Below are 13,030 nucleotides of genomic sequence, written 5' to 3'. Positions count from 1 at the left end.
AGCTGGTTTGGATGGCAAAATGGGATTTTTTCCGCAAATATATAAAATGGTCTATAACGGCAGCGGACGGATCATTTGCCCGGGTTGATTTTTTTCACATCATGGTCCGAAACGCCATAGACCTCACGTTCGATGTTACCTGCAGGTTCCACGTGAACCATCACGTCGTAAACGTTGCCAATGTTGGCTTTAATGCTTTCTTCCACATTTTTTGCGATCTCATGGGATTCATCCACCGTGATGGTCCCGTCCACTTCAATATCGCAGGTGATCATGTAGGAGTTTCCGATCTGGTGAACCCTCATCCGGTGAGGGTTCTGCGCTTTTGGCACACGCCCGACAGCCTTCACGATCTGATCATAAACAGCAGGATCCTTGATCCCATCCATCAGCTCAATATTGGTGCGCATGAAGATCTGGAGGCCCACACGCATGATCCAGACACTGATGACCAGGGCGATGATCTTGTCAATGACGGGCAGGTCATATATCCGCGTAAAAAAAAGACCGATAAGTACCCCAAGGGAAATGATCATGTCATTCTGCATGTTTTTTCCGTTGGCAATGAGCATGGCACTGTTGATCTGCCTTCCCGTGCGAAAATGGATCAGGCTTAAGATCAGTTTTCCGGCAATGGAGATCACCGTCACATAAATGGCCAGCAGGGAGGGGATTGCGGGATATTCCCCTTTGAAAAGCTGAGTAACCGAAGAAATCGCCAGTTGTGCTCCGGCGAAAAAAATGACGAAAGCTAAAACAAGGGTCGCAAGGGTATCCGCTTTTGCATAGCCATAGGCGTACGTTGTATCGGGAGGCCTGGAAATGAAACGTGCAGTGAACAAAGTGATCCAGGAGATAATGATATCCCCGGCTGAGTCGATGCCATCACCCACCACGGCAAGGCTGCCGGAGATGAATCCGAGAACGATCTTCATTACCGACAGGAGGGAGTTCCCGATAATTCCGATCCAGGAGGTCCTGATGATCAGGTGTGTCCGGTCGGTCATGTTTCAAGGGCAGCTAAAAACCGTTCTGCTTCCAGGGCTGCCATACACCCGGTGCCCGCGGCAGTGATCGCCTGCCGGAACACGTGATCCTGAACATCCCCGCAGGCGAAGACCCCTTCCACATTGGTCCTTGTAGAATCAGGAGCGGTAACAATGTATCCATTCGCATCCAGGGTGAGCTGTCCTGCGAACAGGCCGGTATTTGGTTGATGACCAATGGCAACAAAAAATCCCAGCAGGTCCAGTTTCCGGCGTGTCCCCGTTTTCACATTTTCGATGAGTACACCATTGACCCCTGCCGTGTCGCCCAGAATTTCAATGGGAACGTGGTCCCACACAACTTCGATGTTGCCCGTATTCAACACCCTGTGCTGCATGGCCTTTGATGCCCTGAGTTCGTTCCGGCGGTGGATCAGGTAAACTTTGCGGCACATCTTTGAAAGGTAGGAAGCTTCCTCTGCAGCCGTATCCCCTCCTCCGACAACGGCTACATCCTGTCCCCTGTAAAAAAATCCATCGCACGTGGCACAGGCCGACACGCCACGGCCTTTGAATCGTTCCTCCGAAGGCAGACCCAGGTAACGGGCAGTGGCTCCTGTGGCGATGATCAGGGTCTCCGCCAGAAGTTCGGCACCATCCTCGGCCACGATATGGAAAGGCCGTGACGATAGATCCGCCCTGGTGATGATCCCGAAACGGATATCGGTTTTAAAACGCCCGGCCTGTTGCTGGAGATCATCCATTAACTGGGGTCCGGCTACCCCTTCGGGATAACCGGGAAAATTTTCAACATCATTGGTGGTAGTGAGCTGACCTCCCGGTTGCATCCCCGTATACAGCACCGGGTGCATGTCAGCCCTGGCAGCATAAATGGCGGCTGTGTAACCGGCAGGCCCCGAACCAATGATCAGGCATTTTACTTTTTCCATGGGGTGAATTTTTGTGCAAAATAACAAAATAACTTTCATTATCCACACAGGGACCTTCGACAGGTATCCGGAAATAGTGTAGCTTTGAGGTTAAATTGACCGCTATGGAAACTGAAAAAACAAAATCAACATCTGGCCGTGGATGCAGGAGACTTTTTAATAAATTCATCCTTATCGCCATCGCTGTCCTGATCGGAGTCGTTTGCTTTTTATACTTTGGCAGCTACGATGAAGGTGTCAGATCCGGTACCATCGTCAGGATCAGCAAAAAAGGAGTCATTTTCAAAACATACGAAGGACAGCTCAATCTCCAGACCTTCGGAGCAATGAAAAACTCCAGTCCCTTTCTGGAAACATTTGAATTCTCCGTGGAGGGGAAAAACACAGCCATTGTCGATGAACTTCAGGCTGTTTCCCTCACGGGTGAAAGGGTGAGCCTCCATTATACGAAACGCTACGCTGTCTTTCCCTGGAGGGGAAAAACAAAATATTATATCACCGATGTAGAGCGTATCAGGGAAGAAGGGGTTCCATCAAAATAAGGCCTTCAGGTGAAGTCTCTGTAATTAACTTGAATTTTGATATAACCTCACCCTCAATTACTCATAATGATGTTTACCGTGCCAATGATGTCCAACACATTGATCACCCCGTCCGCATTGACATCTGCATTGCCGAAGCAGAAGGGATCGGGATTCAGATCCATTATATAATTGGCTATCGTAATGACATCCAGAACATTGACTATACCATCGCAGTTGGCATCCCCTGGAACATTTGTAACAACTGACTGATAATCCTCCACCTCCCCATCCGTGGCAGAACCCGCATAACTCAATCCACCGCCGGTGTTCACCCGGAAACGAAGGTATGTCGGCCCCAGCGTGGCACTGGCAGGAACCTGGAACGTCAGCGTATTCAGCCCGGCACTGAGAGGCGTGTTTATGAAAATCTGCTCATTGGCATCTGCCCAGCCATTCAGCTGGTTGAAGTCCATCCAGGCGTTCAGCAGGCAAGCCATGGTAACAGTGATCTGCAGCGTAGCCATCTGGCCCTGGATCAGCTGAGTGGTGAAAACCACACCGTCCTCATCATCCACATTGTTCAGATCATCCCCGTCGGCATTCGCTGTGGGCTGGCCATCGGCATCTGCATCCACCAGGAATCCCATCATAAGGCCGGAACCCAGCATATGGCTCGCCCCGTTGCTGGCCAAAAGCGTCGGGTAAGGACCGTCGGGGGCGTCGCCAAAGTCAAACGTCGGCGCAGGCTCCACGATCGTGTTGGTATAATCCTCCACCTCCCCATCGGTGGCCGGTCCGGTAAAACTCAGACCGCCAGTCTGGTTCACGCGAAACCGGAGGTACGTCTGCCCAAGCGCAGCGCCGGCAGGAACCTGGAACGTCAGCGTATTCAGCCCGGCTCCAAGAGGCGCGTTGGTAAAGATCTGCTCACCCGGATCGCCCCAGCCATTCAGCTGGTTGAAGTCCATCCAGGCGTTCAGCAGGCAAGCCATGGTAACAGTGATCTGCAGCGTAGCCATCTGGCCCTGGATCAGCTGAGTGGTGAAAACCACACCGTCCTCATCATCCACATTGTTCAGATCATCCCCGTCGGCATTCGCTGTGGGCTGGCCATCGGCATCTGCATCCACCAGGAATCCCATCATAAGGCCGGAACCCAGCATATGGCTCGCCCCGTTGCTGGCCAAAAGCGTCGGGTACGGACCGTCGGGCGCATCACCGAAGTCATACGTGTCGGGCTCCTCTTCGGTGACCAGCAACAGGTAATCCTCCGTCTCCCCATCCTCAAAACTGCCTGACCCATCCCACACCATCGGGGGAACCGTCACCTCGCTCAGGGTAAACCGGACCCACACATGCCCCGCATTCGGACCGATCAAAAACGACGGCGGCTGCAGACCGGACAATGGTCCATTATAGCCATTGGGCACCGGGAAGTTTACCAAAACATGTTCCGAAGCTATAAGACCACCCGGACACGGTGAACCGCCTCCCCACTGTCCATTCTGGTCCCAGTCGATCAATACGTTCACAAAATGAGGCAGTCCGCTCGGACAAAGATTTTGCACTTGCATGTCGATGTTCGGACCCCATTGCGCTGTCGTGCACGTGTTCCCAAGCGGCGTAGCACCTGATTGGGGACAGGGTACCACGACAGGCGGCAGCCCAGCCAGGGTGAACGCTCCGGGAACAAGCAGTCCCGCATCCCCATCGCCCTGACATTCATCCGCATCATAGGGCGCAAATCCAGGACACAGTCCCGCATTCCCGTCTGACTCAAAATCCACTAACGGCCCGAACCACGCTCCAAAATTGGTGTGCTGTACAATCCCCGATGGCAAGATCGTGGTACACGTCGGGAACTGCCCGATCACGCCGCTCACCGGATACGCCGGCACCCCCTCCGGTGCATCGCCAAAGTCGAGGTTCGGGGGTTCCTCACCAATCATCACCCTATAATCTTCCACTTCTCCCTCCGTGGCAGCTCCCGTATAACTCAATCCACCGCTAATGTTCACGCGGAACCGAAAGTACGTCATTCCCAAGGCAGCATTTGGAGGTACCAGTAGCTGAAGGGCATTTAATCCGGCAATCAACGGCTGGTTGAAGAATATATTTTCTCCCGCATCTGCCCATCCATTCAACTGGTTAATATCCATCCAGGCATTCAGTGTGCAATTAACCGAAGCTACGATTTGAATGATGGCCAACTGTCCGGGAATCAGCGGGGTGGTGAATGTTACCCCATCCTCGTCGTCCAGGCCTGCAAGGTCATCACCATCCGCATTGGCGGTCGGCTGACCGTCGACCTCATTATCCATAGCGGCTCCGATAAAAGTCACCCCATCATTCGTATGCCGTGCTCCGTTACTGGCCAGTAAGGTCGGATAGGGAACGTCGGGCGCGTCGCCGAAGTCCAGGGCTGGATTGGAAATAATGAACAGATAGTCCTCCGTTTCTCCATCCTCAAAACTGCCGGACCCATCCCAATTCGTACCTACCGGTTGATCCGTGATAGAAAACCTGGCCCATACCCATGAAGGATTCGGCCCTATGGTGAACGAGGGAGGTTGCAGTCCTGACAACGGACCCGAATAACCACTGGGTACACTAAAATTAACCAGCACGTGTTCGGTTGCCTGGTTCAAGGGACAAGGGGAGGATCCTCCCCAGCTGCCGTTCTGATCCCAGTCGATCAGCACATTTACATAAGCACTGGCTGGTCTGAAATTTTGTACTGTAATATCTATGCTGGTTCCCCAGGCGGCGGTAGAACAAGGAATCCCCAGAGGCACATTATCATTCATAACGCACGGATAAACAATATATAAAAGAGGATTAACGGTGACGAGCGTGTTGATGAACGCACCTGGTACGATCAAACCAGCATCCCCGCCTCCCTTGCATTCATCCTGATCGTACGGAACGAAACCCGGACACAAGCCGGCATTCCCATCCGGCTCCGTGTCAAAAGAAGCAAAGTAGGCCAGGGAAGTTGTATGCTGTATCCAGGTTGCCGGACCAACACCCGTACAGGTGGGAAACTGACCCATCACTCCGTTTGGGAACACGCCGCTCGGAACATAAGCATAGGCACCCTCCGGTGCATCACCAAAATCGTAATTCGGGGGTTCTTCCCCGACCATTATCCTGTAATCTTCCACTTCTCCCTCCGTGGCAGCTCCCGTATAACTCAGGTTGCCATTCAGATTCACCCTGAAACGTGCGCAGGTCATCCCTGACGCCGCACCTGCAGGAACCTGGAAAAGAAGCGTATTCAGTCCTGTGATGAGCAGGACGTTGGTGAAGATCTGTTCACCGGCATCCGCCCAGCCATTCGTCAGGTTGAAGTCCATCCACGCATTCAGCAGGCAATTGGCCGAAGCGACAATGTTCAGGGTAGCCCACTGGCCAGGGATCATTGCTGAAGTGAAAGTGACCCCATCCTCGTCGTCCAGGCCTGCCAGGTCATCGCCATCCGCATTGGCGGTCGGCTGACCGTCGACCTCATTATCAATAGCGGCTCCGATAAAAGTCACCCCATCATTCGTATGCCGTGCTCCGTTACTAGCCAGTAAGGTCGGATAGGGAACGTCGGGCGCGTCGCCGAAGTCCAGGTTACCCGACGAAGGCGCGACCAGCAACAAGTAGTCTTCGGACTCACCATCCTCAAATGAACCGGATCCATCCCAGTTCATGCCCACAGGCTGCTCTGAGATGGTAAACCTGGCCCATACGTACCCTGAATTGGGTCCTATGACAAAATTAGGCGGGCCGAGACCTGACAAGAGACCTGCATAACCATTGGGTACAAACCAGTCAACCAGGATATGTTCAGAAGTGCCTCCCCAGGAACCATCCTGAGCCCAGTCAACGATTACGTTCATATAACCCGGTGATGCGCTGGGCATGTAATTGGTTACAGTGATATCGACGTTTCCTCCCCAAACTGCCAGGCTGCCGGCAGTTCCCAGGGGTGCCACATCTCCCGGAAGGCAAGGAACCTCCACTCCGCCAACAATGGTGAATGCCCCGGGGATGATCAACCCGGCATCGCCGTCACCTTTGCATTCATCAAAATCATATGGATTGAACTGGGGACATAATCCCCCGTTTCCCTCTCCGTCAAACTCAAACGCAGGACCTAATACGGCTCCAAAGTTATTATGCTCAACCCATCCTGCAGGACCAAGGGTTTTACAGGTCGGGAACGACCCCACGACTCCCGTTGCCGGATAGGCCAGCGCTCCTTCCGGAGCATCGCCGAACTCCCTGGGCTGGGCCACTGAGGAGGAGGTGTGAAAAACAGAAATGAAACTGCCAATGATCAGGAGAGAAATCAGGTTTTTCATGGCGGGAGGATGTTAATGAAACGAACAGGATGATTCTGATCTACTTCGGGAATGGTAAAAAAAATGCCGGATTACCAAGCTCAAGTACCGTTGAACCCACTTCGCCAGGAAGCTTTGCAGAGGCATAACAAAAATGTTAAAGTGTGATCCGCCTCACTTATTCTGTCAATGGGTATATAAAGTAAAGCAGGGACAAATATAATGAATAAATTACTGGTTTTCAAGTATTATTTAAAAAAAGAAAAAGAATTTTACTTCAATTGAATGCGTGTTTTTGTATGTGGAACCGGGACAAATAAATCCCTACCTTTGTACCATCTTCCCGGAAGAGCCGGTGTTCACTAAAAAAAGGCAGACCATAAAAAGAATATCTTCTTTTGGAAAGATCCAATGTTTTTTTAGGGAAAATAACCCCATTGACCTTTAGGTCTGGTATTTTAATCAATAGATACAAAACAGTAAAAATCATGACAAAAAAACTCTCCTTCATTGCATTCATATTTCTAAGTTCCTTTGCTCTGGGCCAGCGTCCGGATCCGCCTGCAACGTTCGATCTGCGGGATGTTGACGGGATCAGCTATGTTACCTCTGTCAAATCGCAGGATGGGGGGACCTGCTGGACCCACGGCGCCATGGCGGCCATCGAAGGGAACCTGCTGATCACCGGGGTATGGGCAGCGGCCGGAGAATCGGGAGAACCCAACCTGGCAGAGTACCATCTGGACTGGTGGAACGGGTTCAACCAGCACAACAATGATGACCTGCAGCCTCCTTCGGGCAGCGGCCTGACCGTCCACCAGGGAGGAGATTACATGGTGACCTCGGCTTACCTTTCAAGGGGTGAGGGAGCCGTGCGCGATATCGACGGACAATCCTTCGACATACCTCCTGCCCGTGATGCTCCCGGTTATCACTACTATTACCCACGCGACATTGAATGGTTCACCGCCGGTGATAACCTGGAGAACATCAACGCGATGAAACAGAGCATCATGGAACATGGCGTGATGGGGACCTGCCTGTGCTCCAATGGCAGTTTCATCAGCAATTACATTCATTACCAGCCGCCAACATCAACCCTCGACCCAAATCATGCCGTGGCCATTGTGGGATGGGATGATGACAAGGCCACACAGGCGCCGTTGCCCGGGGCCTGGCTGTGCAAGAACAGCTGGGGCAGCAGCTGGGGGCTCGACGGGTATTTCTGGATCTCCTATTACGACAAACATTGCGGCCATCATCCTGAAATGGGCGGCATCTCCTTTGGCAATGCCGAACCTCAGCAATATGAGCATATTTATTACCACGATTACCACGGCTGGCGCGACACCTTCACCGGTTGCACAGCCGTTGCCAATAAATTCATCAGCGAGGGTGAGGAGCTGCTCCGGGCGGTAAGCTTTTTCACGGCCGCAAATGGTGTGGAGTACACGGTCACCCTGTTTGATGATTTCATCGGGGGCGAGCTGCAGAACGTACTATCATCCCTGAGCGGTACCATTGAATTCAGGGGATTCCATACCCTCGACCTGGATGAGATGGTGGAACTGGATGAAGGGGACGACTTTTACGTTCAGCTTACCCTTTCCGAAGGAGGCTATCCCTACGACAGAACCTCCGATGTGCCGGTGCTGCTGGGTGCCAGCTACAGGACCATCGTTGAATCTGCAGCCAGTTACGGCGAAAGTTATTACAGAAGCGACGGACAATGGATCGATTTCTATGATTATGACGATCCCTCCGGGTTCCTCCATACCGGCAACTTCTGTGTCAAAGCGCTGACAGTGGCATCAGGGCTGGAAGTGACTCCCGAAGAAAATTTCAAACCCCGGGGCAGTATGGGCGGTCCGTTCACTCCATCCAGCAAAACCTACAGTCTTGAGAACAAGGGCATCACACCTGTTGAGTATTCCGTTGAACTGGATCCGTTGGTGCCCTGGCTTACCCTGACCGGACCATCGCAGGGAATCCTTGATCAGGGTGAGGTCGCTCTGATCACACTGGAGGTCAATGAAAACGCCGCCACCCTTTCTCCCGGAGCCTATCCTTCCGTCCTCCGGTTCATCCGCCTCACCGGTCAAAAGGCTGACATTTCAAGGAATGTGGTGTTACTGGTTGGCGAGCCAATGCTGAAACAACAATGGTCCTTTGAAACAGATCCGGGCTGGACCACCGAGGCCGACTGGGGATTTGGTCAGCCTACCGGATCCGGAGGCGAACACGGTTATCCTGATCCCACCCAAGGGTACACACAGAATAATGTCTACGGATATAACCTGCAGGGGGATTATCAAAACAACCTGCTGGAGAAACACCTGACATCCAATTCTATCGACTGCTCAAACTGGTACGGGGTCCGGCTGAAGTTCATGCGGTGGCTGGGCGTGGAAAAACCACAGTTTGATCATGCGTATGTCAGGGTGAGCAATGATGGGATTAACTGGCAGACCATCTGGACAAACGATAAAGAGATCACCGATAACGACTGGGTCCCCGTGGAGATCGACATTTCAGATGTGGCCGACCATCAGCCGGATGTGTACCTCCGCTGGACCATGGGATCCACCGATGCCGGGTGGAGGTACTGTGGCTGGAACATCGACGATGTTGAGCTCTATGCCCTTGAGAATGTGGTCACACACGTGCAGGATGAACCGGCACATTCCTTCCGGCTGCTGGGCAACCACCCGAACCCCTTCTGTGAAAACACACAGATCACCTACGAGCTTTCCAACCCTTCGCACATAACCCTTACCATTCATACTTTGGATGGCAGGCTGGTCAGAACACTCCTCAACCGTACGGAAACGCCCGGAGTAAAATTGATCGCATGGGATGGAAAGGATATGTCGGGTTGCCGTGTCAAACCCGGTGTTTATGTGTACCGGTTAACGGCCGGTGACAGGTCATTCCATAAAAAAATGATCCTCTTGAACTAAGAAACCGCTCCTTCCGTGCATTCTCCAGCCAGGAAACGGATACGGTGACCTGCACCGTGACCATCTGTCATCAGAAAATGATGGAAATGGTCACGGTCTGTCCGGGTTGCGGATATTGATTGATGACCTCCGCCGTGATGTCGTCCCTCACACCCTCCAATGCTCCGGGAATGAACATCGAGCAGACCCCGGAAGCATCCAGTTCAAAGGTTTGTTCTTTTGTATACCCATCGCTACCGACCATGGAAAGTTTGGCCTGATCAATCCCCGGGATCACGTTCAGGATCGTGGCATAGATGGTATATCCCTGGTTGGGATCAGGATCGGGCGGTGATGTGGTAAGATTACCGATGACGGCATAGGCATCGTAGACAATGTTGATCTCCGGTAGGGACGAGCCGGAGGGACTGAAGTTGGTTTCGCCCCTTTTGGCGGGCAAATTGGGATGCAGGGAATTCACGAATACGTGAATGCTCTTAGCAGAGTAAATATCATAGGTGAACGTCCCGATCGTATGGACCGAATTGGCCCTGCAGAGCCATACATAAGCAGTAAGGATCGCCTCGCAGGCAGCAAAACCCGCCGTAAATGACAGGCAGATCTGTTCTTTGGCAAGTGTGATGGGAATGGCACCCATACAGAGGAGGGTGAGAAGATTCTTCGCCTTGTCTGAAAATCCGGCCGGTGGTGGTGGTGCAGGATTGGAAGGGAAGAAATAGTTGAACTTACCGGGTCCCTCGGGAATGATCTTCAAAGCCCCGGTTTTGCCATCCGGTGCTTCCCACATGCCCAACACGGTGTTTCCTGTGACCGGGTTGACGGTCTGATTGAAATAAGTATGGATATCGCCTTCGAGCTCCAGACCTGATTTAAGCGAAACAGGCGGGGCTTCCTGCCTTGGGGGCTGCTGAACAACAGGTGCGTTCGCATCGCTTCGTCTGGTGAAGCTTGTCTCCGTTTCCTTTCTGACGCCCGGGCATCCGCAATCCCCAACCTTCTTTGCACTCTGGGGATTGAAAGTAATCTGAAAGGATTCCATGTGATCAGGGAGGGTGTATACCACCACCACCTGGGTGTCCGATACATACTCAAGGGTCATGTAACCGTTGGCTTCACTGCTCAGGGAGGTGGTTCTTCCCTGGTCATCGAATGTGATGACGGTGCGGCTTTCCTCTGAAAGGTCCTCCCCGTCGACAATGGCCTGGGTGATTTTCGTTGGCAAACCCTCGCTGTCCTTTTCCCCTATGAAGGTGGCCTTCCTTCCTGCACTGTCGTACTGGATGATCTGGCCATCTTCAGGATTTACAAAGAGGGTTTCCGTAAAACCCTCCTTCGGTTCCTCTTCGTCATCGTCTTTCTGGAACAGGTCGCAGCCTGCATAAAAAAGGCTGAGAAAGAAGGCTACGAGTACAATCTTTAGGCTAAAAAAATCGGGTTTCATAGTCTGGAATTTTAGTGAATATTTAAGCATCTAAAAATATAAAACTATCCATAATTACAAAAAATTTGTCCTTATTTTTATTCATTAATATAAACATCTATAAATCAACAAGATATTAATTAAATTGTTTTTTTCCCGACAAAGGAAGGAAATCTGCATCCATACAGCTGACAAACCGCGCTGCCGGAAATACGTGGTAACGCAATAAAACGTACATTTGTAACACAATCATTCCCATGCGGGAGCTTATCAAAGCATAACAATGCCACGAAGGACCAATTTGTTCAGAAAGTTCAAGTTCTACCTTATGGCAGGAGCGCTGCTTCTGCTGGCAGTGCTCCTGCTTTTCAACAAGGTGTTCATCATCGGATTGATCGTTCTGGGCCTCACCGCTTTCCTCGTTCTGTTATGGGAATTCCTCCTGAAAGAAAAAATGCAGCAGATCGATACGTTGAATGAGGAGCTGTTGAAAGTGAAAGCTGAGAACCAGAAATTAGAACAGGAAAATGAAGACTATGCAAAAAGAAAGCTGAACATCTCCGAGATCAACACGGTCCTGGAGCTGGGTCTTTTTGAAGTCAACACCAATTTTAAAAGGACGGTGAATCAGCAGTTCAATAGCAAAGGAAAGGATGTACAGTTCATTGGCGTGATCAACGTTGATTTCATCGCAAAATACGGAGTGGATTTTCATAAATTGATGTTCAAAATAGACGAGGAGAACAGGGAAATTTTCATCAAAAATGCAGATCCGGAATTCTTATCCTTTACGAAAAGGGCCTGCACTTGGGAAATCGCCGAGATACTGGAATTGAACACCCCTTTTTTTGGGAGCGAACACTGGAAAACGAATCCCAGGCTGGACCATATTGCCAGCAAACTTAAAGAGGAAATCAGGGCACAGGTGGAGAAAGATACGGAAAATGGTCCTTCCGAATTAAAATGGATCACCGAACCCCTCCGGCATCACGTTGAAAGGGCACTTGAGCTGATCTTCGGCGTGAAGGGTTACAGCATACGGTTTACAGAGCTGCAGGGTGCGGATTATTTATCGCTGGAGGATTATACCAGGAAAAACAACCAGAAACAGCTTATCCAGCCTTCATCCTGACAGAAGGGATCTCTACCAGGGCCGCCTCAATGAGCCTGGCATGCTTCGCACTTAACGTATAAAAAGTCACCACAACCCTATGTTCCTTTTCGTTTTCCTGAAGGAACCGGATGGCAGGCTCTTCTTTCAGGCTACTCCAGGGTAAATTCAAAATGGTGTCGTGGATCAGGGTTTCGACCTGGTATTTGCTCAGCGAAGAGTCGACGAGAAGATGAACAACAGTACCTTTGAGCACACCAGGCTGAACCCGTTCGATGATCATTTCGTGGTTAATTCTCGAATAGGGAACCCGGAGCATCTGACCATCGTCTGTTATGATCTTCAGGCAGGTGAGATGCTGGGATTGGATGATGCCTGAGATCTCTCCCGCCCGGATATGCGTACCTTTTTTCAGCGAATACTTCACTCTGAAAACAATACCGGCAAATAAATCCCTCAGCAGGTACCATCCCAGAAAACCGACGACGAGAAGAATAAGGACAGAAAGAAGATACGGAAAGAAGAACTCGTTTCTGAACAAGTAATCCATCGCCCAAAAGATAAAGAACAGCCAGGCGATAAATCCGAGTACCACCCTGAGATGATGCAGAAAACCCATTCTGGCGAACCGGTACGACAGATATTTCAACAGGAATCCGATAAGTTTCAGTGCCAGAAAGATCAGCAAGGCAATAAGGAGCGCAATGATAAACTTCATTCTCAGCAGTTTATGAAATTGGCTGGAACC

General features: G+C 51.2%; 8 protein-coding genes. 3 read left to right on the top strand and 5 right to left on the bottom strand.

The genetic code is table 11. From position 1 onward, the window contains the following. Positions 1-71: 71 nt before the first annotated feature. Positions 72-1,007, bottom strand: coding sequence for a cation diffusion facilitator family transporter (locus PKI34_08770; protein HNS17899.1), 936 nt, complete (start codon positions 1,005-1,007; stop codon positions 72-74). After that, entirely contained in the window at positions 1,004-1,936 is a 933-nt protein-coding gene (gene trxB, locus PKI34_08765; GenBank protein ID HNS17898.1) for a thioredoxin-disulfide reductase, read from the bottom strand. Before trxB ends, PKI34_08770 begins: the two co-directional genes overlap by 4 nt. A 104-nt stretch (positions 1,937-2,040) precedes the next feature. On the opposite strand from trxB, the gene PKI34_08760 reads away from it, so the two are divergent. Then, a complete protein-coding gene (locus PKI34_08760) occupies positions 2,041-2,478 on the top strand; it encodes a hypothetical protein (protein ID HNS17897.1) in 438 nt (145 codons plus the stop codon). 53 nt (positions 2,479-2,531) lie between these two features. Here the strand turns inward: PKI34_08760 and PKI34_08755 are convergent, their stop codons facing one another. Then, entirely contained in the window at positions 2,532-6,812 is a 4,281-nt protein-coding gene (locus PKI34_08755; GenBank protein HNS17896.1) for a dockerin type I repeat-containing protein, read from the bottom strand. 467 nt (positions 6,813-7,279) lie between these two features. Here PKI34_08755 and PKI34_08750 point away from each other — a divergent pair, with 467 nt between their 5' ends. Further along, complete coding sequence (locus tag PKI34_08750) at positions 7,280-9,751, top strand: lectin like domain-containing protein (protein HNS17895.1); 2,472 nt, start codon at positions 7,280-7,282, stop codon at positions 9,749-9,751. A gap of 70 nt (positions 9,752-9,821) precedes the next feature. Here the strand turns inward: PKI34_08750 and PKI34_08745 are convergent, their stop codons facing one another. After that, positions 9,822-11,192: a hypothetical protein gene (locus PKI34_08745; protein HNS17894.1), complete on the bottom strand. Its 1,371-nt coding sequence runs from the start codon at positions 11,190-11,192 to the stop codon at positions 9,822-9,824. A 262-nt stretch (positions 11,193-11,454) separates the two neighbouring features. Between PKI34_08745 and PKI34_08740 the strand changes: the two genes are divergently transcribed. Continuing rightward, complete coding sequence (locus PKI34_08740) at positions 11,455-12,303, top strand: hypothetical protein (GenBank protein HNS17893.1); 849 nt, start codon at positions 11,455-11,457, stop codon at positions 12,301-12,303. Here the strand turns inward: PKI34_08740 and PKI34_08735 are convergent. Further along, complete coding sequence (locus PKI34_08735; protein ID HNS17892.1) at positions 12,284-13,000, bottom strand: mechanosensitive ion channel; 717 nt, start codon at positions 12,998-13,000, stop codon at positions 12,284-12,286. The genes PKI34_08740 and PKI34_08735 overlap by 20 nt on opposite strands. Between the last annotated feature and the right edge of the window lie 30 nt (positions 13,001-13,030).

The organism is Bacteroidales bacterium (assembly GCA_035342335.1).
GTDB lineage: Bacteria > Bacteroidota > Bacteroidia > Bacteroidales > JAGONC01 > JAGONC01.
This window is presented reverse-complemented; position numbering and strand designations above follow the sequence as displayed.

Excerpts from the sequence above, each read along its gene's own strand:
- PKI34_08750 (HNS17895.1), top strand. The coding sequence starts at position 7,280 with ATGACAAAAAAACTCTCCTTCATTGCATTCATATTTCTAAGTTCCTTT.
- PKI34_08735 (HNS17892.1), bottom strand. The coding sequence starts at position 13,000 with ATGAAGTTTATCATTGCGCTCCTTATTGCCTTGCTGATCTTTCTGGCA.
- PKI34_08755 (HNS17896.1), bottom strand. The coding sequence starts at position 6,812 with ATGAAAAACCTGATTTCTCTCCTGATCATTGGCAGTTTCATTTCTGTT.
- PKI34_08745 (HNS17894.1), bottom strand. The coding sequence starts at position 11,192 with ATGAAACCCGATTTTTTTAGCCTAAAGATTGTACTCGTAGCCTTCTTT.
- trxB (HNS17898.1), bottom strand. The coding sequence starts at position 1,936 with ATGGAAAAAGTAAAATGCCTGATCATTGGTTCGGGGCCTGCCGGTTAC.
- PKI34_08760 (HNS17897.1), top strand. The coding sequence starts at position 2,041 with ATGGAAACTGAAAAAACAAAATCAACATCTGGCCGTGGATGCAGGAGA.
- PKI34_08770 (HNS17899.1), bottom strand. The coding sequence starts at position 1,007 with ATGACCGACCGGACACACCTGATCATCAGGACCTCCTGGATCGGAATT.
- PKI34_08740 (HNS17893.1), top strand. The coding sequence starts at position 11,455 with ATGCCACGAAGGACCAATTTGTTCAGAAAGTTCAAGTTCTACCTTATG.